Below are 21,844 nucleotides of genomic sequence, written 5' to 3'. Positions count from 1 at the left end.
AGTTGCAAAAACATTTCTCTCGAAGTGTGGTCTACCTCGAACAATTGCGAATGTAGTTTTCGTGAATCGCATGTTAGCTGTAAAAATGTCTCAAAAGAAAGGAGAGATAATGCCCAACCTATTTATGGTTATGCTTGGTGGTCGCCATGCACGTGCCAATACCGAAGTCCATGATGTTGTATTTGCAGTCGCTGACAGTTTAGAGGAGAGTTACCCGCAACTTAAAAATGCGTGGTTTGGTGAACAAAAAGGCTTACATATTGATGCTTGGATGCAAGTGGAGTGTGTCGAAAGTGCAGGGAAAAAATACCAAATACAGTTTAGTGATGCCCAACCCCAAGCAGAGGATGAAAAACTGTGGCTCATAAATTTAGGTGGCTATGACACACGTGCATTTGGGGAGTTACATCGTTATGTACTCGTCGTTGCGCCGCATGCCGCGGAAGCTAAACAACTTGGCAAACAATATTTTGATCAAAAGTGGAAAAAGCAACATACTGACCGTGTTTTAGACGTTGATGGCTGTATTGCGATTGATTGTGTACATGGTCGTTATGTGGCTTTGGTTGAAGCTGAGTTTGATGCAAACACATGGGAAAATACATATCTCATGTTAAATTAGGTTGGATTATTCCTAATTTTTTTAAGTGATGTATTAAAACGAAAAGCAGGTTTAGTGAATAATTTGATGAAAAAACAAACTAAATACTTTTCACCTTTAAAATTATAGGCATAATATGCTTAGGGATATTAATTAACTTTTGCTTAAGGATAAAGCATCAATGGATTTGATACAGTCCAACGGACAACCACATTATGGTCGGTTTAGCGAACTTCCAAAAACCATTGATTTAAATAAGTATCAGTATAAAACCCCATACGGTGAAGTACTCACGGGATGGCGGAAAAAGCTGAAATATAAGAAATTTAAGTTTTGTAGCATTCAACATGAGCATTACACCATTGGCTTAGCGATTGCTGATATTGCTTGGGCTGGGCATGGTTTCGTTTATATTTACGATCATTTTAAAAATGAAGTACTTGAATGGAACGCCGTGAATTTTCTGGCGCGTAAAACCGTTTTAGATGAACAGCCTTTATATAATCAAAGTGTATTTGCAAATTCACCTTTTCAAATTGAAATTCAGCATGCCAATGGTGTGCGCTATGTTCAAGTCACCAAGTATGGTGAAATTAAGCTGAGTGCCCGAATTTTCTGCGCAGGTACTGATCCATTGAGTATGTGCAGTCCAACAGGGATTAATGGTTGGACTTATACCCAAAAATTGACCACCTTAGCCTGTGAGGGTTTTTTTACCAATAAAGCGGGGCAGATCATTCAGTTTAATGAGCGAACCTTGGCTGCGCTAGATGATACCTGTGGCTTCCTCCGACCAGAAACAGCTTGGTTTTGGCTTTCTTGCAGTTTTTGGGATGCACAGGGTAAGCGTATTGGTCTGAACTTAGCTTCTGGTGTGAATGAAAGTTTTGGCAATGAAAACTGTTTGTGGGTGAATGGAAAGCTCTATACCGTGAGTGATGTTCTGTTCCAAATGGAAGAAGAAGGGCGTTGGAGCATTCGCTCGCTAGATGAACGCTTAAATTTAACTGTGACTACGGGCTGGCGCCGTTTTGAAAACCTAAATTTGCGTCTCGTGGGCAGTCAGTTTAGTCAGTGGCAAGCCAAGATTAGCGGTACGATTCAGCAGGGTGATCAAGAGGTTGTTTTGCTGAATGAATATGGGCTGCTCGAACAGCACTATGCAAAGTGGTAAAAGACCTGTGATAAGAAAAACCGGCATCATGTCGGTTTTTTCTTTTGTTATGTTTATGAATTTATTTTCCTGCTTGCCAAAAAGCTTCACCGGCTAAAATCGGGTCATGACTTTCTGCTAGGGTATCGATCCAAACATCGTACTGTTCAATCACAGGATGTTGATTGGGATGAAAGTCTTTCTTAAACCAATCGAGATATTGACCACACATGCGGGACAGTATTCCTTTTTTACCAAAGAACCAAGGCAGCCCTTTACGCATCATTTGCAAGCGCTGAATACGGTTAAAGCCATCATGCTTGAGCATGACATCTGCACGATAAGTGGTGAAACCAAACATCATCACCGTGGTAAAGGCCAATGCAAATAGACGCGTCGCTTCAGGCACATGTCCGACTTGTTTCATCACATCAAACGCGACATCACGGTGTTCCATTTCTTCAATGGCATGCCATGCAAATAAAGCACGCACATAGGGGTGAGCCTCAGCCAACGTGGCTTTATGGCTATAAAAAGTCTCGGCCATCAGTGCAGTTAAATGTTCTGCTGCAGCCGTCATGGCAATGTTGTACTGCGGAGAGCGTTTACTCAGTTCAAATTTAAAGATTTTATTTAAACGCTGAATAAACTGATCGACAGGCATGCCTTGTTCTCGCATGACTTGATTCATTTTGTCATGGGCAATGCCAGGCTGTGCTTCCTGCTTAATAAAATCGGTGACACGTGCAGCTAAGCTTGGGTCTCTAATTTGGTCCCTAAACAAACGCACGCTTTGAATAAAATAGCGTTCTCCATCGGGGAAAGTGAGGCTGAGTGCATCGAACATGCGCGTCCGAAATGGGTCGCCGCCAAACCAAAAACGGGGTACTTCATCGAGCTTAAAATTGAGTTGGGTTCGCACAATCGGTTCAACAGGGGCTTTAACAATGGCATTCATTTTGTTTTACTTCATTTGCCTTGGATGATTGCAGTATGTCGGAGAAAATGCAGTTTGTTTTGACAGATATTGCCATTTTTTATACATTTTACGCCAATGTGAAAATATCGCATGTCAAATAGCGGGTAGGCCGTCATGCAAGAATTACAAATCCCCAATGGTTATTTTCAGCTCTGGAATATGTATCTTATAGAGCAAGGAATCGATTTTCATCAACTCGGTTTTTTAGCGCAATATCAGTATGAATTGGAGCATGTATTACAACTGTCAATCGATACCCAATCACCATTTTCTTTCTTTCAAACGATTTTGCAACTGACGCGAGAACAGTTGGATTGTCCTCAGTTGATTATGGAGATGGCAAAATTTATTCAACCTGAGCATTTTGGTGTTTTAGGTTATATGGCCACACGCAGTAATAGCATGGCTGAAGCACTGAGTTATGTGATGCGCTTTAGTCGTTTGGTGATTGATGGGGCAGAAGTTAGTCCCATGCAGATGCAGCAATGGGGCAATGAAATTTGGCTGACTTGGCCTTTTCTCAATGAGAAATATGCTTCACTGAATGAAATGACCATGGCATCCATTGTGCATTTGGCCAAGAAAATTTTCCCCGATCAATTACAATTCTTAAAAATCCAAATGGCGCATCCAGCCCAGATGGCACAGTATCATTATCAAAAATTTTATGGCTGTGAAGTGAGCTTTAATCAAGCCTGCTATGCCTATGTGATGAGTGCGGACAGTTTGACTTTAAAATCGGGCTTTGCTGATCCTTCTTTAACGCAGCTTTTACTGAAACAAGCAGAGGTAGCAATTGCCCTCAAGCCTCGTTATGAGAGCGTATTGCAACAGATTCATAGCGCCGTGGCTGATTATCTTAAGGCACATGCGGAAGCTCCTAAAATTGAACAGATTGCCAATGAATTACACCTGTCAACGCGGACCTTACAACGCCAGTTGCAAGACTGGGATAGTTCATTTAAGCAAGTACTTGAGTCAGAGCGCATGAAACGATGTGAATATCTCTTACAACAAGGTTTGAGTTTAACTGAAATTGCTTTACAACTCGGCTATTCGGGACAGTCAGCTTTAGCGCGTGCTTATAAACAGCACAGTGGACAGACCTTATTACAGTTGAAACGACAACTGAAATAACAGCTGGCATAAAAAAAGCGCCTTTGGAGAGGCACTGAAATGTATGAAATGATCAGACTGATTTCAGTCGTGGAAAACGGAATACAATCGCAAGGATGGCAAAGATTGCTAGTATCCAACAGTAGTAAATGCTGCCGATGAGTTCAACTGGTGAAAGCTTTGCAATTGAGCAGGCCAATAGAAGTTGTGCACCATAGGGAATAAGCCCTTGTACAACACATGAAAAGATGTCGAGCAAAGCGGCTGCACGTTTTGGGTCTACGCCATATTCTTTAGCGACTTCACGCGCCATATCGCCCGATAAAATAATCGCTACAGTGTTGTTGGCCACAAAAATGTTGGAGAAAACCACCAAAAAGCTTAATCCGATTTCACCTGCGCGCTCACGACCAACTTTAAATAAACGGGTGAGGCTGTAAATGCGTTGAATAAGCCAGTCGAGTCCACCTTCTTTTTGCATAATGGTCGAAAGACCGCCCAAGAACATCGACAGTAAAGCGACTTCAAACATACCGACAAAACCATCATAGATGGCTGTGTTGAGTTGAATGACCGTAAATTCTGGCTGTGTAATCAGTCCCATCACCCCAGAGAGCACTACACCGACTGTAAGTACCGCAAGCACGTGTAAACGACTGAATGCGAGGAAAAACACCACCACATAGGGCAATACTAGCCAAGGGTTAAAGTCTTTGGATTGAATGGTTTCGGTTTGATGGATGCTAAAGACATAAATCGCGATTGTGATTAAAGCCGCAGGTACTGCAATCCAGACATTGACGCGAAACTTGTCTCGAAGTTGAACTTTTTGACTGGTGGTGGCTGCAATGGTGGTATCCGAAATCATTGAAAGATTGTCACCAAACATCGCACCGCCCACGACCGCACCTATGGCATAGACAGCAGCAATATCGGTGGCTTGAGAGAAACCAAAGGCAATCGGTGCACAGGCCGCAATGGTGCCCATTGAGGTACCCATTGCTGTTGCAATGAACGCTGAAATAATGAATAGCATCGGTAACACAAAGGCTGGTGGAATCGCAGACAAGCCCATTTGCACTGTGGCATCGACACTACCAATGGCGCTGGTGGTACTGGCAAATGCACCTGCCAGCATGAACACCATAAACATTAAGATGAGGTTCGGGTGACTTGCACCGCGCAGAAAGGTTTCGATGCCTTGATTTAGCTCACCGCGGTAAATCAACACCGCCAAAATAATGGCAGGAATGGCCGCAACAGGCGCTTTCATTTGATAGAACGCAAACTCGGTTCCAATCACAGAATGGTAAATACCACTGCCTAAGAAAATGGCTAAAAAAACAATAAGCGGTAACAGCGCAAGCGCACGTGCTTGCACTAAACCTGAGTTATCGGTGGTCATAGGAGATAGGGAAATGAAAGAATGTGCGTAGTATAATGCAGGTTTTGCTATTTCATAAAACTTTAAATGTAAAAGCTAAGCCGTCTATTTTTATCATTTTTTTTCAAATAAAAATAAGTTTATCTAAAACTTAGACATTTTGGTATTTCCTAAAATTAGGCATCTTTGATCATTGAGAAAAAAACCGAAATATCAGTAAATGGTGCTTTACGGTTGTTCTGAAAATATTTGACGAAAAATGAATTGGAACGCGAACGCGATGTGCTCTATTCAATGAGTAAAAAATAGCGTTACAATGCAGCGTCTTGTATTTTTACAAAGCCAACTCCTCAGTAGTTTTAATTTTAAACAAGTTAAGGAAAGCACAACCCTATGTCACGTTTAGCCACTCGTTTTGGACAGCTTAAATCTCAACAGCGTAAAGCTTTGGTTTCTTATGTTATGGCTGGTGACCCTCATCCACAGGTAACAGTTCCTTTGTTACATCAGATGGTTGAGGCGGGTGTAGATGTGATTGAACTCGGTCTTCCATTTTCAGACCCTATGGCAGATGGTCCTGTGATTGCCCTTGCTGCAGAACGCGCATTGGCAGGTGGTACCAATACCTTAGATGCTTTGAATATGGTCAAAGAGTTCCGTCAAAAGGATCAAGAGACCCCAGTCGTATTGATGGGTTATCTGAATCCTGTTGAAGTCATTGGTTATGAAAAGTTTGTATCGACTGCGCATGCATGTGGTGTCGATGGCATTCTACTGGTGGACTTACCACCAGAAGAAGCAGCAGAGCTTGATGTTGTATTGAAGCAATTTGATATGGATCAAATCTTTTTACTAGCGCCAACCTCAACGGACGAACGCATTAAACATGTGGTGAAACAAGCGAGTGGTTTCATCTATTACGTGTCTTTAAAAGGGGTCACAGGTGCAGCAACTTTAGACGTTGCTGAAGCTGCAAACCGAATTGCAAAAATTAAAGCAGAAACAGATATTCCTGTCGGTGTTGGTTTTGGGATCAGTGATGCGACATCTGCCAAAGCAATGGGCGGAGTGGCTGATGCTGTGATTGTTGGTAGTGCTTTTGTTAAGCAATTTGCAAGCTTAGCACCAGAACAAGCCGTGGTTGAAACGGTTAATAAAGTCAAGGAGCTTCGAGCAGCGCTCGATGAGTTAGTATGAGTCAAGATGTTAAATCAGGGAAAATCCTAAGCCCATCGACGCCATGGACTGAACGTGGTGTACCCGGTATTCAAGTACCTGATGAGCAAACCTCACTCAAGGCGACGTTTACAGAACCAACGATTGAATGCCCTGAGTGCCATGCACTTGTTACACGTACTGCAATGTCATTTAACGCTTATGTTTGCCCTCAGTGTGATGAACATTTGCGTATGAAAGCCCGTGATCGTTTGAATTGGTTCTTTGACCAAGTGCAAACAGAATTGGGACAAGAATTTAAAGCCAAAGATCCGTTGAAATTTGTCGACTCAAAGCCATATCCAGCGCGTATGAGTGAAGCACAGACCAAAACAGGTGAAACTGAAGCCTTGGTGGTGATGCAAGGTTTACTCAAAGGTATTCCTTTGATTGCCTGTGCCTTTGAATTTGACTTCATGGGTGGTTCAATGGGTACGGTTGTTGGTGACCGTTTTGTGCAAGCGGCTGAAAAAGCCATTGCGGACAAGCAACCTCTGATTTGCTTTGCTGCTTCGGGCGGTGCACGTATGCAAGAAGGCATGTTGTCTTTGATGCAAATGGCGCGTACATCAGCAGCCATCCAAAAAATGAAAGACGCGGGTCTGCCATATTTGGTGGTGTTGACGCATCCTGTTTATGGTGGTGTAACGGCATCTTTAGCGATGCTCGGTGATGTACATATTGCAGAGCCGAAAGCGATGATTGGTTTTGCTGGTAAACGCGTGATTGAACAAACGGTACGTGAAAAGCTAGAAGAGCCGTTCCAGCGTGCGGAATACTTGCTTGATCATGGTGTAATCGATCAAATTGTTCACCGTCACGCATTACGTGATACAGTTTATCGTATTGTCGCGAAACTGATGAATTTGTCTTGAACACAGCACCACTTGCAACAGACTCTTTAGAAACATGGCTCGATTATTGGGGCCATGTTCACGTTACGGGGATTGATTTAGGATTGGAACGGGTCATTCCTGTAGCTGAAAAGCTCGGTGTGACGCGTCCCGATGCTAAAGTTTTAACCGTAGCGGGAACCAATGGAAAAGGTTCGACCACCACCACACTGGCTGCCATTTTAAATGTGCAAGGCTATAAGGTGGGACTGTATCAGTCACCACATATTTACCGTTTTAATGAACGGGTTAAATTGCGTGGTGTAGAGGTCGATAACCAAAGCTTGGTCAATGCTTTTGTACAAGTGGATCAAGCGCGCCGTGATTGTGATTTAAGCCTCTCGTTTTTTGAGGCGACTACACTCGCGGCTTTTGTCATTTTTAAAGACCAAGCATGTGATGTTTGGGTGCTTGAAGTGGGTCTAGGTGGTCGCTTAGATGTGGTCAATGTAATTGAACCCGATGTTGCGGTGATTACCAATATTGGTTTAGACCATACCGACTGGTTGGGCGATACCATTGAAAAGATTGCTTTTGAAAAGGCAGGTATCATCCGTCCTAATATTCCTGTGGTGTTTGGCGGCTTACAACAAATCCCTCAAGCTATTATCGATAAAGCGGATGCTTGTGCTGCAAAACTTTATGCAGTGAATCGTGACTATTTTTATCAACGCAGTGAGCATGGTCAGTCATGGATGTTTGCATCCAGCGGCACCACTTTAAATTTACCTCTCGGCACATTGGCGGTTGAAAATATTTCAACAGCTGTTGCTGCTGTTTTATTGAGTGGTTTAACGGTCACTCAAGCGGCTATTTCTGAAGGAATTCAAAACGCAAAACTGCAAGGTCGTTTTGAAATTCGCCAAATACAGAACAAAACGGTGATTTTTGATGCAGGGCATAACCCGCATGGTGTTGCTTTTTTATTAAATCAATTGCGAAATTTCCTAAAATACAATAAACAGTACACTGAAGTAGTCAGTGTTTTCTCGATGTTGGCAGATAAAGATGTGAAATCTGTCACAGAGTTATTGAAAGATTCCATACAAATGTGGAAAATTGCGGCATTAACTGTCCCGCGTGCAGCTCCAATTGAACAATTGGATCAAGCGCTGCAAGGGCAACATGTGCAGCACTTTGACAGTGTGAAATTGGCTTTTAAATCAGCGCTCGACGAAACAAAGAATAATCAGCTGATTTTGGTATGTGGTTCATTTCATACCTTAGAAGCGGTATGGGAGTATTTGGAAGAATGTCAATGAATAGCAAACAACGTTGGATGGGTGGCGTTGTTTTATTAGGTGGTGGTGTCCTTTTGGCGGCATTACTGCTTAAAGGCAAAGAAGAAATACATCAAAATAATATTAAAACACCAGAGCTAGTCACACAGAATGTGCAACGCAATGCCGAAGGTGAATTGGTTCAACTTCAGCCGTTAACGGTTGATGTTGAAACAGAAAAGCGTTTACTGGAACAACAACGTGTAGCACGTGAAAAATCGGTTGCTGAACAAGAAGCTCGTGCGGCCGAATTTTTAGCAATGCAACAGCAAGCCGAAGCAGATGCTGCACGTAAAGCAGCAGAAGAATATGCTGCGTTGAATGCACACCGTAATGCTGCACAGCAAAGCTCGGACAACATTCCACCAGAATTGGTTGAAGATGAAAAAGCCAAGCAACAGCGAATTGCTGCTGACAAAGCGGCTGAAGTAAAGAAGTTGGAACAGCAAAAGCTGCAAGCGCGTACTGAGGCTGAAAAAGCAGCGGCTGCAAAAAAACTGGCTGAGCAAAAAGCCTTAGCAGAAAAGCAAGCACTTGAAGATAAAGCTAAGCGAGAAGCAGAGGCTAAACGTAAAGCAGAAGACGAGCGTAAGGCTGAAGCGAAAAAAGAAGCCGAACGTAAAGCAGATGCTGAGAAAAAAGCGGAAGACAAACGTAAGGCAGATGAAAAGCGTAAAGCTGATGAAGCCAAGAAAAAGGCGGAAGCTGAGAAAGCGCGTGATTTGCTTGAACATGGCGATAAGCAGTGGATGGTACAGGTGGCATTGGCTGCCAATGAAGCCAATGCGGATGCACTGGCGGCGAAACTTCGTGCTAAGGGCTATAAGGTCACTAAAAGTCCAACCTCTAAAGGCGTACGGATTATGGTGGGGCCATCTAAAGACCGTGATACTGCCGATGCAGCCCGCAAAAAGATCACTTCAGATGCGAGCCTCGGTATGAAGTCCGCATGGGTGATTGACTGGGTTCCACTCGACAAACGCTAAAATTGGGTTAACCCATTTGCCTTCACTATGATGGATTCAACAGTTGCTGTTGAATCCATTTTATATTTGCAGGGCTAAATAACGGTTCGATATTTTGCCAAATTGGATGAAAACCATAACCCCCATGTTTCATCTCAGCCAAGGCATCAGCGGTAGACCAGTTTTGAAAAATAATGCGGTACATAGCCACACTGGCGCCTGTACGGTCTGAACCATGGTAGCAATGCAATAAAACTTTTTGCTGGTTTTGCTCCGCATGTTGAATTTGCTGCATCACCTTTAATAAATCTTCTCGGTCAATCGCCCATGTATGAATCGGGATATGCACCAATTCAAACCCTTGGTTGGACAGTTTTTTCAGGTCTTGATTGTGTGAGCGTAAATTAATAATCACATCAATTTCTTGTGCTTTTAAACTCGGAATTAAATCTTGATCGGGTTGCTCACTACGAAAAACAGTTTCACTGATTTGATAGAAATTATGCGCAGGTTGGATCGACTGTCCCCAGTGTTGTGGACGCTCGGTCTCGGGCAGCGCAGGCGTAGTCATACAGCCAGAAACACTGATACACAGAGAAAGCATAACAAGATATTTGGTCATAGAATCAGGCTCTGATGGTGTGAAAGTTCAACAGGATCATGTGCGCAAAAGATTTCGATAAGTGGTTCCGACTGCGCCAATTGTTGAATTTTATGCAGGTTGCTTAAGCGCTGTGAATTATCTTCGGCAAAAAATACTTCCAAGGCATTTAAGCTGCGAAGTTTATTTTGAGGGTTGAGTTCAAGGTGGGAGTAGTAGGCATCCCCGCAGAAGAGTTTCCAACCCTGCTGGGTTTTAATGGCAATGCCACAGTGACCTTCAGTATGCCCAAACAGCGGAATCAAAAGAATCTCATTATGAAATAAGTCAAATCCTTGCACTTGAGTCAAATTAAACCATGCGTCACCGTGAATTGGCTCAATAAAGTGCCAATGGCGATGCTGCTGAAATTGTTGTGTTTTATAACGGGCTTTATTTTTAAATGACTTCAGGTTTTGTGCCGCATTATATTCGTTAGACAGGATATGTACTGTTGCATTGGGAAAGTCGGAAATACCCCCCGCATGGTCAAAATCCAGATGTGAAACCAAAATGTGTTTGACATCCTTTGGGCTAAAGCCAAGTTTTTGGATTTGTGCAATGGCAGTTAATTCTAAGTTTTGTTCAATTTTTCCAATTCGAGCCACCAACTGCCCCAAACGCTGCTTGGTGTATAGATAGTCCTGGATGCCTAAGCCCGTATCAATCAGCACCAGCCCTTGATCTGTTTCAACCAAAAGACAATGGCACACAACCTTAGCTTGAAAACCTTTTTGACCAAAGAGTAGGGCACACACTGGACACATGGTGCCGCAATGTAAATGGTGAATGTTATAAATCATAAAGTCATTTTTATCGTATTGTTTTGACTGTTATAGCGGAAGATTTGAGTTTTAACAGTTTGATTTTGTTAAAGAGTCATGTATGCCTGCTTTAAAAGAAAAAAGCCTGTCGATTGACAGGCTTTCAAAAGTTCAAACTCGGCTCGTCATTGGAGTTTGAAACGATCATACAAGGTGACTCTGAACGTATTTCTATTGTTTAGTTTCCTCTCTGGATTACTTGGAGTTCAGTGCCCCATTTTTGTTTTCAATGGGGCTGCTCGGTTAAAACTTCGGGCTTTGCTTGTCTGCTGCAACAGCAGATTATTTTATCCTTGCTCAGGCTGTGGAGTCAGGCGTAAATACGGGGTGACTGCTTTATAACCTTTCGGAAAGCGCTGTGCGATTTCAGCTTCATCTTTGAGTGATGGCACAATCACCACATCCTCACCTTGTTGCCAGTTCGCAGGAGTTGCAACTTTGTGATGATCAGTCAGTTGCAGTGAGTCAATCACGCGTAAGATTTCATGGAAATTACGACCTGTTGATGCGGGATAAGTGATAATCAAACGGACTTTTTTGTTTGGGTCGATAATCACTAAAGAGCGAACCGTTAATGTTTCACTGGCATTGGGATGGATAAAACCATATAGCTCAGACACTTTACGGTCTTGGTCGGCAATGATCGGGAAATTCACCGTGGTATTTTGGGTTGCATTGATGTCTTTAATCCAACCTAAATGTGACTCAATATCATCGACTGAGAGGGCAATGGCTTTTACTCCACGTTTTTCAAATTCATCTTTGAGTTTTGCGGTAAAGCCAAGCTCGGTGGTACATACTGGCGTGTAGTCAGCAGGATGTGAAAACAGTACCCCCCAGCTGTCACCTAAAAATTGATAAAAATCAATTTCGCCTTCGCTCGAAGCCTGTTGAAAGTTGGGTGCGATGTCGCCTAAACGTAAACTCATGTTGAACCTCAAATTATCTTTATGTCTATGGAATGAACATCACTATGGCGCAATTTCTTTTGCATGAAAAATAGTGTTTTATTATTTGTTTATACAAAATATTCATAATTGATCGGATACGTGTTCTGTATTTGGTATGCCAAAGATGACCTCATTGTTGCTCTAGACACCGCTTATTTGCATATTTGGTAACGGTGTTTAGACGAGATTTTTTCTGCTTTTGTGAAGTGTATCGCTCTATAGAATTGATCGCACATACGATCGGCTATAATTATTTTCATGATTGATTTATAGTTGTTTTTTAAAGCAATTCCACAAAGTATAAAAACTTGAGCATTCCAACAATGAAAAAAATAGGTATCGCCCTGACTTTAGTGCTATGGGGACTGGAAGTAACCCATGCGCAGAATGGTGGGCAATTGAAACAAGCCCAAGTCAGTACTGCTCGTCAAACGCCACAACAAATTACAGATCAATATCTAGCGTCTCAAAAAAGCCTTACACAGCGGAAAGTGGCGCTATCTCAGGCTCTCGAACAGGAGTTAGCTCGAGGTCAGAATGCGAATAATATTTATCAAATTGTTTGTGTTCAGCTTGTTCCGATTCTTACCGCAATGCGAGTCAATGATGAACAACTCTTGGGTTTCCTACAGAGCATAAATCCAAGTCAGTCAAATAATGGGGTGAAAGCCTCGCTGCGGCAAAATCAAGCACTTGAAAGCAAAACCTTGAATAACTGCAAACAATTAAAGTCACTACTTTAAAAAAGGCCTTGAATCCTGATGAGTCGGATGAAATCTCTATGTCGGCTGTTTAAAATTTGTTACATTAGTTTGCCTTAGATTCGACGGGCTAGAAACAATGAATAGATTTTTTAAATGGTTTTGTGTAAAGCCCTTGTACTTCAAATTTCTAGCACCATAATAACGACTAAGAAAACATATTCATTTGACAAGCAAGATTTAGAGAGTCTATTCATGTTGGCAAGTCTGATCGGAGGAATCTTCGGTACCAAAAATGAGCGCGAACTCAAACGCATGCGTAAAATCGTAGACAAGATTAATGCGCTCGAGCCGACGATATCCGCTCTTGGCGATGCAGACTTATCTGCAAAAACTGAAGAATTTAAACAACGATATAACAAGGGCGAAAGCCTCGATAAATTACTCCCAGAAGCATTTGCCGTCTGCCGTGAAGCAGCTAAGCGTGTCATGGGCATGCGTCATTACGATGTACAGTTGATTGGTGGTATTACCTTACACGAAGGTAAAATTGCAGAGATGCGTACAGGTGAAGGTAAAACCCTGATGGGTACCTTGGCGTGTTATTTAAACGCGATTAGTGCTCAAGGTGTTCACGTCATTACTGTGAATGACTATTTGGCACAGCGAGATGCTGAATTAAACCGTCCGCTCTTTGAATTTTTGGGTTTAAGCATCGGGATTATCTATTCCATGCAAGATCCAACAGAGAAAGCTGAAGCCTATCGTGCCGATATTACCTACGGTACCAACAACGAATTTGGCTTTGACTATCTACGTGACAACATGGTGTTCTCGCTTGCTGAGAAAAAACAACGTGGTTTGATCTATGCCATCATCGATGAAGTCGATTCGATCTTAATTGATGAAGCGCGTACGCCTTTGATTATTTCAGGTCAAAGTGATGATTCTTCACAGTTGTATGCCGCAATCAACAGCATTCCACCCAAACTACATGCGCAGAAAGAAGAAAAAGTCGCGGATGGCGGTCATTTCTGGATTGATGAAAAACAACGTTCTGTTGAAATGACAGAAATTGGTTTTGAAACGGTTGAAAATGAACTGATTGAAATGGGCTTGTTGGCTGAAGGTGAAAGCCTGTATTCATCGACCAACCTAAACCTAGTTCATCATGTTACTGCTGCCATTCGTGCGCATTACTTGTATCAACGCAATGTGCATTACATCATCAATGATGGTGAAGTGATCATTGTCGATGAAAACACAGGACGTACCATGCCAGGTCGTCGCTGGTCTGAAGGTTTACACCAAGCAGTTGAAGCAAAAGAAGGCTTAGAAATCCAGCCTGAAAACCAAACGCTTGCAACCACAACCTTCCAGAACTATTTCCGTCTATACAAAAAGCTTTCGGGTATGACTGGTACTGCCGATACTGAAGCTGCGGAAATGAAAGAAATTTATGGTCTAGACGTGGTGATCATTCCGACGCATCGTCCAATGATTCGTCTCGACCAAAACGATTTAATCTATTTAAATCGTAATGGTAAATACAATGCGATTATTCAAGAAATTCAACGCGTGCATGAGTCTGGTGTAGCCCCAATTTTGATTGGTACTGCAACGATTGAAGCCTCTGAGATTCTGTCAGATAAATTGAAAGAAGCAGGTATTCAGCATGAAGTATTGAACGCAAAACAACACGAACGTGAAGCAGATATCATTGCGCAAGCGGGTGCACCGCGTGCAGTGACCATTGCAACCAACATGGCTGGTCGTGGTACAGACATTCTGCTCGGTGGTAACTGGAAAGCTTTACTGGCAAAAATTGAAAACCCAACCCCTGAAGATGAAGCGCGCTTAAAAGCCGAATGGGAACAAAACCATGAAATGGTATTGAGTTCGGGTGGCTTACACATTATTGGTTCTGAGCGTCACGAATCACGTCGTATTGATAACCAGCTTCGTGGTCGTGCAGGTCGTCAGGGTGACCCTGGTGTATCACGTTTCTATTTGTCCCTTGAAGATGACTTAATGCGTATCTTTGCGGGTGATCGTGTTGTGGGCATGATGCGTGCGATGGGCTTACAAGAAGACGAAGCCATTGAGCATAAAATGGTGTCACGTTCGATTGAAAATGCGCAGCGCAAAGTTGAAGCACGTAACTTCGATATTCGTAAGAACTTATTGAAATACGATGACGTCAACAACGAACAGCGTAAAATTATTTACTCGCAACGTGATGAAGTTTTAGCAGAAAGTACATTGCAAGATTACATCGAAGAAATGCAACGTGATGTGATTAAAGGTGTGATTTCTAACTATATCCCACCTGAGTCAATTCATGATCAATGGGATATTGATGGGCTTGAAAAAGCGTTACGTGAAGACCTTGCAATTGATTTGCCAATCAACCAATGGTTGGAAGATGACCGTCGTTTAGATGAAGAGTCTTTGGTTGAGCGTATTACTGATGAAGTGGTACAGCGCTACCGTAGCCGCCGTGAGCAAATGGGGGATGAAACAGCAGTTATGCTGGAGCGTCACTTCATGCTGAACTCGCTGGATCGTCACTGGAAAGATCACTTGGCGGCGATGGATTATTTACGCCAAGGCATTCATTTACGTGGTTATGCACAGAAAAATCCTGAGCAAGAATACAAAAAAGAAGCGTATAACTTATTTGTAAATATGTTGGCGATTATTAAATCAGATGTTGTGACTGACTTATCTCGCGTACATGTACCAACGGCTGAAGAGCTGGCTGAAATGGAAGCTCAAAAGCAAGCTCAAGCTGAAGCGATGCAATTGAACTTGTCGCATGCAGATTTTGATGGTTTGTTGGCCGATGATCAAAGCCACTTCGCAGAAGTAGATGCACAATACGAGCCTGTAGAAGAGTTTACGGCACCTGCGAGTCGTAACGCGCCTTGCCCATGTGGTTCAGGCTTAAAATACAAACAGTGTCACGGTAAAATCTAAACTGTGAACGAGTGAAAAGCAGAACTTCGGTTCTGCTTTTTATTGGTATGACTGAAAAATAGACGTTAAGATCAATCCAAATACGATTCTGATTACAGCTAAAGCGTTGCATAATGTGAATAGCATTTGCAGTGTTAGGCATTAAATGCTATTTAGTTGCTCATCATCTAAACCTCTAAAGTGGAAAGACAATGAAAAAAGTATTAAAACCAATCATGATTGTAGCTTTAGTGCTTCCAACTTTTGCATTTGCAGATACCACTACCGCAGCTAAAGTTCAACAAGCACGCGGTGCAACCACAGCACCTGCGGCACAAGCCAATGGCAATATTACAGTACAAAGTCCGCGTACAGGTATTCGCTATACCTTTGCCAACCCAAATCAACGCCCAGTAGTTCTGCAAACGGCTGCTATTGCTCCTGTAAATGCAGTAACGGTGAACCGTATTGTGGCTTCAAACCCAGCACTTTCTCCTGTAAGTCAAGAAAATGCTAAACAAGCGCTTTTGTCTAGCTCAGCACAGCTTGCTTCAAATTAATCAAATGCTGCTACATAAAACCAATCTTCGGATTGGTTTTTTTATGTCAAAAATGAGTGTGCATTGAAAAGTTAAAGCAAACAAAGTCTTCTGCTCGATTTTTTCTGAAAATTCTAATAAGCTGTGTTTTTTCTAACAAATGAATTGGACGTTTAAAATGCCAGTAGGTGACGTATCAATGCCACAAATGCACGTGGTGAAAGGGGTGAGAATCGGAACGGCTGAAGCTTATGTGCGCTATCAGAACCGACGTGATCTTGTCATTTTCGAATTTGCTGAAGGAACGAATGTTGCGGGTGTTTTCACTCAAAATGCGTTCTGTGCAGCGCCCGTGCATGTGTCAAAAGCGCACTTACATGTGGCGAATCCGCGCTATCTCATTATTAACACCGGTAATGCCAATGCAGGTACAGGCAAGACAGGCATGCTGAATGCTGAGCGTACTTGTGCACAGTTGGCTGAACTTGCTGGTGTGCAATCAACGGAAGTGTTACCGTTTTCAACAGGGGTGATTGGTGAGCAATTGCCGTTGGAGCGTTTGTTAAATGGATTACAGCCTGCATTAAATAGTTTGAGTGCTGATGCTTGGGATGCTGCTGCTACTGGGATTATGACCACAGACACCACACCGAAAGGCGCATCTGAGCAATTCGAATTGGATGGCATCACGTATACCATGACGGGTATTTCTAAGGGTGCAGGCATGATTCGTCCCAACATGGCAACGATGTTGGGCTATGTTGCAACCGATGCACCTATCAGCCGCGAGTTGGTTCAGCAACTGTTGAGCGAAACGGTTAATGTTTCGTTCAACCGAATTACCATTGACGGTGATACTTCAACCAATGACTCCTGTATCTTTGCGGCTACGGGTCAAGCGGGTGGTGTTGAAATTAGCTCAACCCAAGATGCACGCTATACCGTAGTGCTAGATGTACTCACGCGTATGATGAAACGTCTTGCACAACTAATTGTGCGTGATGGTGAAGGTGCAACTAAGTTTATTACGGTTGCTGTTGAAGGTGGGTATGACACGCAAGAATGCTGTGATATTGCTTATAGTATTGCACATTCACCTTTGGTTAAAACCGCGATTTTTGCGTCAGATCCGAACTGGGGACGTATCTTGGCTGCGATTGGTTATGCTGGGGTTAAAAATTTAGATGTTGAAAAAATCCAAGTTTGGTTAGATGATGTGCAAATCTGTAAGGATGGTGGCGCGGCTGCCGATTACACTGAAGCGGAAGGTGCTCGTGTAATGTCACAAGCTGAAATGACCATTCGTGTAGATCTAGGACGCGGGGCAGCGAAAGACACAGTGTATACCTGTGACTTATCTTATGACTATGTAAAGATTAATGCGGATTATCGCTCTTAATCTTAACGAGTTTTAAAAAAGCCTCCTTTGTAGGCTTTTTTACCATAAGAACTTTTGAATGATTGGTCAAAAGCCGAGAAGCCATTTGGCCAATAAATTAAGTGCGGGACTTGCTTGCCGACAAGCATGAAGGGATGAATGAATGATGAACAATGCGACCAATTTAATTGCCAATGACGCAAAATCAATTGTGCAGGCGCATTTGGACCGTTTGGGTGAAACCAAAGACTCAAAGCTCAGTGATGAAGTGAAGCAAGAAAAATTTGCCTTAATCTTGGCCGAGTTGAAAAAGCGCGATGCGGTATTGGTAGCGCACTACTATTGCGATCCTGAAGTGCAGGAATTGGCGGAGTTAAGTGGTGGCTGTGTTTCTGATTCATTGGAAATGGCACGTTTTGGTCGTGATCATCCAGCATCGACCTTGGTGGTGGCGGGCGTTAAATTTATGGGTGAAACCTCAAAAATTTTATCACCGAATAAAACCATTCTGATGCCAACTTTAGAGGCTACATGTTCTTTAGATTTGGGTTGTCCTGTTGAAGAATTCAGTCAGTTTTGTGATGCCCATCCAAACCATACAGTAGTGGTCTATGCCAACACTTCAGCAGCCGTTAAAGCTCGTGCTGATTGGGTGGTGACTTCAAGTTGTGCAGTCGAAATTATTGAGCATTTAGACAGTTTGGGTGAAAAGATTATTTGGGCGCCCGATCAGCATTTAGGCCGTTATATTCAAAAGAAAACAGGCGCAGACATGTTGCTTTGGGATGGTGCATGTATTGTGCATGAAGAATTCCGTGCACGTGGGATTGCACAAATGAAGGCGCTGTATCCTGATGCTGCGGTGCTGGTACATCCTGAGTCACCTGAGTCAGTGGTGGATGTTGCTGATGCCGTTGGAAGTACGTCACAACTGATTAAAGCGGCGCAAACCTTACCCAATGAACGACTGATTGTGGCAACCGATCGGGGTATTTTCTACAAAATGCAACAAGCAGTGCCCAACAAAATTTTGGTTGAAGCACCAACAGCCGGAGAGGGAGCAACCTGTCGTTCTTGTGCACATTGTCCGTGGATGGCAATGAATGAGCTGGATGGTATTTTAGAGGTATTACAGCGTGGCGATCAGGAAATATTTGTAGACCCGGTACTTGCTGAGCGTGCGAAATTACCTTTAGATCGCATGTTGGATTTCAGTGCATCGCTAAAACGGTAAAATTTGTATAAAAAATGCCTGAAACGCTTGATTAATATACATTTGACGTGATTTTTTTATTTTTTTTAAATATAGGTGTTGACGTTATCAAGCGTCGCGCCTAGAATGCACACCGTACCGAACGAGATGTTCGATACAAAAGCTGAGATGAATCGGAGCATAGCACAGCCTGGTAGTGCACCTGGTTTGGGACCAGGGGGTCGTAGGTTCGAATCCTACTGCTCCGACCAATTCTTCAAGGCAAGGTTATCCATAATACCTCGTATTATTGGTCATGCGCCTGTAGCTCAGTTGGATAGAGCATCCGCCTTCTAAGCGGATGGTCACAGGTTCGAATCCTGTCAGGCGCGCCATTAGGTAGCTTGGTATTAAGAACCGACACGTTATGGTGGATGTAGCTCAGTTGGTAGAGCCCTGGATTGTGATTCCAGTTGTCGCGGGTTCGAATCCCGTCATTCACCCCAACTTTAAAAAGTTGAAATCGGAGCATAGCACAGCCTGGTAGTGCACCTGGTTTGGGACCAGGGGGTCGTAGGTTCGAATCCTACTGCTCCGACCATTTATTGAAATGGTCGAGATAAAGATACCGCATTAAGCGGTTTTTTTATGCCTGAAATTTAGTAAAGTACATAAAAAAGCCTTCGTGACGAAGGCTAAAGATAAAACATAAATGCTTAAGGAATAATAATATTCACACGACGATTCAGCGCTCGATTTTCCTCGCTGCTATTTTCTACCAAAGGTTGTGATGCACCGCGACCCATGCTCTGAATATTTTGAGTTTTAAACCCTGTTTCGATAAAAATCTGGCTAACTGTTGATGCGCGTTTCCCCGAGAGTGTTTGGTTGTAGCTTGGGTCACCAATATTATCTGTATGTCCAACCACTTTAATTTTATTCAAATTATACTGCTGCAACTGTTTAGAAAGCGCTTCGAGTGCGGGCTTTTGAGAAGCTTGAATATCGGATTGATCAAAGCCGAACAATAATTTTTCAGGCAGTCTCAGCGTCCAGCCTTCTTCGGTCAGGGTAAAGCCTTGTTTCTTCAGCATACGCGCTTGTTTATAGTTGAGATGCCCTAAACTCAGGCAGCCAGATAAAGCAGTGATAAGACCTGCGATAAGCATAAATTTACAAAGATGTTTTAACATGAGGGTTCCTGATCCGGATTTAGGCAAGGTGTGATGTACCACCCTTGAGCTAAGTTTTTGGCTTTATACATGGCATTATCTGCTTCAGCAATCAAATCTTCAGGCGTTGTTGCACATTTTGAGAAAGCAACGCCAATACTGAAACTAAAATGAATCTGATGTTGATCAAAAGATAACGGGGCTTTACTGCATTCGATTAAATGCTCGCAAATTAGTTCTAAATGATCATAGTGTTTGATATTACGAAGCAGAATTGCAAACTCATCACCACCTAAACGAGCAACCACATCATGGCTTCTGACATTCTTTTTCAAACGTTGGGCCATTTCTTTGAGGACGGCATCACCTGCTAAGTGCCCATAAACATCATTAATGTTTTTAAAGTTATTGTTGTCGATAAAAAAGAGAGTTGTCTGGTTTTTCTCAGGGTGTTCAAATTGATTAAACAAAATATTGTAAAAATAATGACGATTCGGGAGTTCAGTTAACTGATCATGCAACGCTTGATGTGATAACTGAGAGTTTTCGCTTTGTAGTTTTTCATTGGTACGCTGCACTTTATCTAATAAATTATTAAATGCACCACTGATGACGCGAAATTCATAAATGGGGGATGATGGAAGACGTGCTTGATATTGAGTATCAAGATTAAGGCTTTCAACAGTATTGACCATGGGTTGAATCGAGTGCATCAGTTTTTGATAGGTTGAATGTACCAACCACAACATAATCAACAGGATGACAAAAATCCCAGCGGAGAGACAAATCAATAGCTGAAAGAAAAAGCTCATGAGTTGAGTGGCACTACCGTAAATGATCAATGTCCCGTACTGGTTATTTTGATGTTTGATGGTGCGTGTCACAGGATGTTTAAAGAAGACCTTATCAAACAGATTTTCCATCCATGCAAACTCAGGTGTAGGTTTGTATGCTTCGGCCAGTGGTTTCCCTTGTAGGTTGATGACTTGAATAGCGCGAATTGGATATTGCTGAATATGATTGTTCAGTGTTTGCTGTAGTGTAATAGGATCATTGAAAATGACAGCAGGTTGAATTTGCTCACTTAAGGTTGCGCTAAAAATATTAAGGCTTTGCTTGGCGTAGGTATTCATGGTGTAGATGGAAATCACCACGAAAATTAAACTACAAATTCCGAGGGTAAGGGCAAAAATCAGCAATTGAGACTGACTAAAAATTTTTTGTAGGGAAGTATTAGAGCTTTTACGAAACATTGACTTAAGGCTCCGTAGATTTTGCTAATAATAAAACACGTGGATCTACACGCGCTTGGGACTGGGATAGGCTGGCCAAGTTTACCTTAAAGGAAGTTCGCGTTTTATTTTGATATAAGCAAAATGCGCTACCTAATTCGCATTCAGTATTGTTAGAGCTAAAAGTTAGTGGAGCATCTTTTAGGTTATTTATAATATTTTGCTCTTCACGTGGTGTGTAGGTTGAGAAAAAAACAGCATTGCACATAACCTTATTTAATTCAGACAAACTGACCGCTTGAATTTGATATGCACTTTTGAGTTGCTGATTCACTTGAATGAACTGATTGGATAATTGGCTGTTATTTAAAATGCATAAAGAAATAGGATTGGGTGTATTCCAACGCACATAGCTCAAAATCGTCAACGTGGTTGCAGGGAGATTTAGTTGTGGCTGCGCCTGTACCTGAGAAATCATTAAGCAGGACAAAAGGGTTAAATAAATTTTGTATTTAAAAGCTGTCATTATTCATTTTGCTTGGCAGCGAAAGTGAGCTTATTTTAACGAAAAATAAACAGTGATGGTTAAAATTGCTTTAATAATCGACAAAAATCACATTTTTGACCAAAAAATATGCGTTTAAAATAAAATAATGAAAAAAGGTATTGCAA

At 42.4% G+C, this 21,844-nt stretch carries 20 protein-coding genes and 4 tRNA genes; 16 read left to right on the top strand and 8 right to left on the bottom strand.

Annotation, left to right across the window (positions count from 1 at the left end; translation table 11 throughout):
* Positions 1-109 precede the first annotated feature (109 nt).
* Together ACF8FD_RS15560 and ACF8FD_RS15555 are read left to right on the top strand one after the other, a co-directional pair.
* Complete coding sequence (locus tag ACF8FD_RS15560) at positions 110-622, top strand: DUF1543 domain-containing protein (protein ID WP_279679180.1); 513 nt, start codon at positions 110-112, stop codon at positions 620-622.
* Positions 623-782: 160 nt separating this feature from the next.
* Positions 783-1,775, top strand: coding sequence for a DUF2804 domain-containing protein (locus ACF8FD_RS15555; RefSeq protein ID WP_234304514.1), 993 nt, complete (start codon positions 783-785; stop codon positions 1,773-1,775).
* 61 nt (positions 1,776-1,836) lie between these two features.
* Here the strand turns inward: ACF8FD_RS15555 and ACF8FD_RS15550 are convergent, their stop codons facing one another.
* Entirely contained in the window at positions 1,837-2,712 is an 876-nt protein-coding gene (locus ACF8FD_RS15550; RefSeq protein ID WP_392453565.1) for a metal-dependent hydrolase, read from the bottom strand.
* 135 nt (positions 2,713-2,847) lie between these two features.
* On the opposite strand from ACF8FD_RS15550, the gene ACF8FD_RS15545 reads away from it, so the two are divergent.
* On the top strand, positions 2,848-3,870 hold the full coding sequence (locus ACF8FD_RS15545; RefSeq protein WP_234304516.1) for an AraC family transcriptional regulator: 1,023 nt from the start codon (positions 2,848-2,850) through the stop codon (positions 3,868-3,870).
* 52 nt (positions 3,871-3,922) lie between these two features.
* On the opposite strand, the gene ACF8FD_RS15540 is transcribed toward ACF8FD_RS15545, so the two are convergent.
* Positions 3,923-5,254, bottom strand: coding sequence for a Na+/H+ antiporter NhaC family protein (locus ACF8FD_RS15540; protein WP_234304517.1), 1,332 nt, complete (start codon positions 5,252-5,254; stop codon positions 3,923-3,925).
* 372 nt (positions 5,255-5,626) lie between these two features.
* On the opposite strand from ACF8FD_RS15540, the gene trpA reads away from it, so the two are divergent.
* From trpA to ACF8FD_RS15520, 4 genes are read left to right on the top strand one after another with little or no spacing between them, the layout of a single operon-like run.
* A complete protein-coding gene (trpA, locus tag ACF8FD_RS15535) occupies positions 5,627-6,430 on the top strand; it encodes a tryptophan synthase subunit alpha (RefSeq protein ID WP_004983629.1) in 804 nt (267 codons plus the stop codon).
* Positions 6,427-7,323 (top strand): acetyl-CoA carboxylase, carboxyltransferase subunit beta, encoded by an 897-nt coding sequence (accD, locus tag ACF8FD_RS15530; RefSeq protein WP_005401957.1) that lies wholly within the window; start codon positions 6,427-6,429, stop codon positions 7,321-7,323. The genes trpA and accD overlap by 4 nt, the downstream gene beginning before the upstream one ends.
* The gene (folC, locus tag ACF8FD_RS15525; RefSeq protein ID WP_234304518.1) at positions 7,320-8,603 is read left to right on the top strand and encodes a bifunctional tetrahydrofolate synthase/dihydrofolate synthase; all 1,284 of its coding nucleotides are present in this window, start codon (positions 7,320-7,322) and stop codon (positions 8,601-8,603) included. Before accD ends, folC begins: the two co-directional genes overlap by 4 nt.
* Positions 8,594-9,607, top strand: a complete 1,014-nt coding sequence (locus tag ACF8FD_RS15520) for an SPOR domain-containing protein (protein ID WP_371315993.1) — start codon at positions 8,594-8,596, stop codon at positions 9,605-9,607. Before folC ends, ACF8FD_RS15520 begins: the two co-directional genes overlap by 10 nt.
* A 25-nt stretch (positions 9,608-9,632) precedes the next feature.
* Here the strand turns inward: ACF8FD_RS15520 and ACF8FD_RS15515 are convergent, their stop codons facing one another.
* From ACF8FD_RS15515 to ACF8FD_RS15505, 3 genes are all read right to left on the bottom strand, one after another.
* Positions 9,633-10,208: a dual specificity protein phosphatase family protein gene (locus ACF8FD_RS15515; RefSeq protein WP_279679184.1), complete on the bottom strand. Its 576-nt coding sequence runs from the start codon at positions 10,206-10,208 to the stop codon at positions 9,633-9,635.
* A complete protein-coding gene (locus ACF8FD_RS15510; RefSeq protein WP_279679185.1) occupies positions 10,205-11,029 on the bottom strand; it encodes an MBL fold metallo-hydrolase in 825 nt (274 codons plus the stop codon). Before ACF8FD_RS15510 ends, ACF8FD_RS15515 begins: the two co-directional genes overlap by 4 nt.
* Positions 11,030-11,337: 308 nt before the next feature.
* Complete coding sequence (locus ACF8FD_RS15505; RefSeq protein WP_058870253.1) at positions 11,338-11,979, bottom strand: peroxiredoxin; 642 nt, start codon at positions 11,977-11,979, stop codon at positions 11,338-11,340.
* A gap of 344 nt (positions 11,980-12,323) precedes the next feature.
* On the opposite strand from ACF8FD_RS15505, the gene ACF8FD_RS15500 reads away from it, so the two are divergent.
* The 9 genes from ACF8FD_RS15500 to ACF8FD_RS15460 all read left to right on the top strand — a co-directional run bounded on the left by ACF8FD_RS15500 (position 12,324) and on the right by ACF8FD_RS15460 (position 19,369).
* Entirely contained in the window at positions 12,324-12,743 is a 420-nt protein-coding gene (locus ACF8FD_RS15500; protein WP_058870252.1) for a hypothetical protein, read from the top strand.
* Between the two features lie 213 nt (positions 12,744-12,956).
* Complete coding sequence (gene secA / locus ACF8FD_RS15495; protein ID WP_058870251.1) at positions 12,957-15,680, top strand: preprotein translocase subunit SecA; 2,724 nt, start codon at positions 12,957-12,959, stop codon at positions 15,678-15,680.
* Between the two features lie 191 nt (positions 15,681-15,871).
* Entirely contained in the window at positions 15,872-16,219 is a 348-nt protein-coding gene (locus tag ACF8FD_RS15490; RefSeq protein ID WP_234304524.1) for a hypothetical protein, read from the top strand.
* Between the two features lie 157 nt (positions 16,220-16,376).
* Complete coding sequence (gene argJ, locus ACF8FD_RS15485; protein WP_234954191.1) at positions 16,377-17,597, top strand: bifunctional glutamate N-acetyltransferase/amino-acid acetyltransferase ArgJ; 1,221 nt, start codon at positions 16,377-16,379, stop codon at positions 17,595-17,597.
* 145 nt (positions 17,598-17,742) lie between these two features.
* Positions 17,743-18,810 (top strand): quinolinate synthase NadA, encoded by a 1,068-nt coding sequence (gene nadA, locus ACF8FD_RS15480; RefSeq protein ID WP_234305069.1) that lies wholly within the window; start codon positions 17,743-17,745, stop codon positions 18,808-18,810.
* Positions 18,811-18,963: 153 nt separating this feature from the next.
* Positions 18,964-19,040, top strand: a tRNA-Pro gene (locus tag ACF8FD_RS15475).
* A 46-nt stretch (positions 19,041-19,086) separates the two neighbouring features.
* A tRNA-Arg gene (locus ACF8FD_RS15470) sits at positions 19,087-19,163 on the top strand.
* A gap of 35 nt (positions 19,164-19,198) precedes the next feature.
* Positions 19,199-19,274: transfer RNA gene (locus tag ACF8FD_RS15465), tRNA-His, on the top strand.
* Positions 19,275-19,292: 18 nt separating this feature from the next.
* Positions 19,293-19,369, top strand: a tRNA-Pro gene (locus ACF8FD_RS15460).
* Positions 19,370-19,484: 115 nt separating this feature from the next.
* Here ACF8FD_RS15460 and ACF8FD_RS15455 read toward each other — a convergent pair.
* From ACF8FD_RS15455 to ACF8FD_RS15445, 3 genes are read right to left on the bottom strand one after another with little or no spacing between them, the layout of a single operon-like run.
* Entirely contained in the window at positions 19,485-19,961 is a 477-nt protein-coding gene (locus ACF8FD_RS15455) for an OmpA family protein (protein ID WP_234304526.1), read from the bottom strand.
* Positions 19,955-21,193, bottom strand: a complete 1,239-nt coding sequence (locus ACF8FD_RS15450) for a sensor domain-containing diguanylate cyclase (RefSeq protein WP_058951664.1) — start codon at positions 21,191-21,193, stop codon at positions 19,955-19,957. Before ACF8FD_RS15450 ends, ACF8FD_RS15455 begins: the two co-directional genes overlap by 7 nt.
* A gap of 4 nt (positions 21,194-21,197) precedes the next feature.
* Positions 21,198-21,698, bottom strand: coding sequence for a YfiR family protein (locus ACF8FD_RS15445; protein WP_005401945.1), 501 nt, complete (start codon positions 21,696-21,698; stop codon positions 21,198-21,200).
* Positions 21,699-21,844: the final 146 nt, after the last annotated feature.

The sequence above is a fragment of the Acinetobacter sp. TYF_19 genome, assembly GCF_043105125.1.
GTDB classification, from domain to species: Bacteria; Pseudomonadota; Gammaproteobacteria; order Pseudomonadales; family Moraxellaceae; genus Acinetobacter; species Acinetobacter johnsonii.
This window is presented reverse-complemented; position numbering and strand designations above follow the sequence as displayed.

Excerpts from the sequence above, each read along its gene's own strand:
- ACF8FD_RS15560 (WP_279679180.1), top strand. The coding sequence starts at position 110 with ATGCCCAACCTATTTATGGTTATGCTTGGTGGTCGCCATGCACGTGCC.
- ACF8FD_RS15555 (WP_234304514.1), top strand. The coding sequence starts at position 783 with ATGGATTTGATACAGTCCAACGGACAACCACATTATGGTCGGTTTAGC.
- ACF8FD_RS15550 (WP_392453565.1), bottom strand. The coding sequence starts at position 2,712 with ATGAATGCCATTGTTAAAGCCCCTGTTGAACCGATTGTGCGAACCCAA.
- ACF8FD_RS15545 (WP_234304516.1), top strand. The coding sequence starts at position 2,848 with ATGCAAGAATTACAAATCCCCAATGGTTATTTTCAGCTCTGGAATATG.
- ACF8FD_RS15540 (WP_234304517.1), bottom strand. The coding sequence starts at position 5,254 with ATGACCACCGATAACTCAGGTTTAGTGCAAGCACGTGCGCTTGCGCTG.
- trpA (WP_004983629.1), top strand. The coding sequence starts at position 5,627 with ATGTCACGTTTAGCCACTCGTTTTGGACAGCTTAAATCTCAACAGCGT.
- accD (WP_005401957.1), top strand. The coding sequence starts at position 6,427 with ATGAGTCAAGATGTTAAATCAGGGAAAATCCTAAGCCCATCGACGCCA.
- ACF8FD_RS15520 (WP_371315993.1), top strand. The coding sequence starts at position 8,594 with ATGTCAATGAATAGCAAACAACGTTGGATGGGTGGCGTTGTTTTATTA.
- ACF8FD_RS15515 (WP_279679184.1), bottom strand. The coding sequence starts at position 10,208 with ATGACCAAATATCTTGTTATGCTTTCTCTGTGTATCAGTGTTTCTGGC.
- ACF8FD_RS15510 (WP_279679185.1), bottom strand. The coding sequence starts at position 11,029 with ATGATTTATAACATTCACCATTTACATTGCGGCACCATGTGTCCAGTG.
- ACF8FD_RS15505 (WP_058870253.1), bottom strand. The coding sequence starts at position 11,979 with ATGAGTTTACGTTTAGGCGACATCGCACCCAACTTTCAACAGGCTTCG.
- ACF8FD_RS15500 (WP_058870252.1), top strand. The coding sequence starts at position 12,324 with ATGAAAAAAATAGGTATCGCCCTGACTTTAGTGCTATGGGGACTGGAA.
- secA (WP_058870251.1), top strand. The coding sequence starts at position 12,957 with ATGTTGGCAAGTCTGATCGGAGGAATCTTCGGTACCAAAAATGAGCGC.
- ACF8FD_RS15490 (WP_234304524.1), top strand. The coding sequence starts at position 15,872 with ATGAAAAAAGTATTAAAACCAATCATGATTGTAGCTTTAGTGCTTCCA.
- argJ (WP_234954191.1), top strand. The coding sequence starts at position 16,377 with ATGCCAGTAGGTGACGTATCAATGCCACAAATGCACGTGGTGAAAGGG.
- nadA (WP_234305069.1), top strand. The coding sequence starts at position 17,743 with ATGAACAATGCGACCAATTTAATTGCCAATGACGCAAAATCAATTGTG.
- ACF8FD_RS15455 (WP_234304526.1), bottom strand. The coding sequence starts at position 19,961 with ATGTTAAAACATCTTTGTAAATTTATGCTTATCGCAGGTCTTATCACT.
- ACF8FD_RS15450 (WP_058951664.1), bottom strand. The coding sequence starts at position 21,193 with ATGTTTCGTAAAAGCTCTAATACTTCCCTACAAAAAATTTTTAGTCAG.
- ACF8FD_RS15445 (WP_005401945.1), bottom strand. The coding sequence starts at position 21,698 with ATGACAGCTTTTAAATACAAAATTTATTTAACCCTTTTGTCCTGCTTA.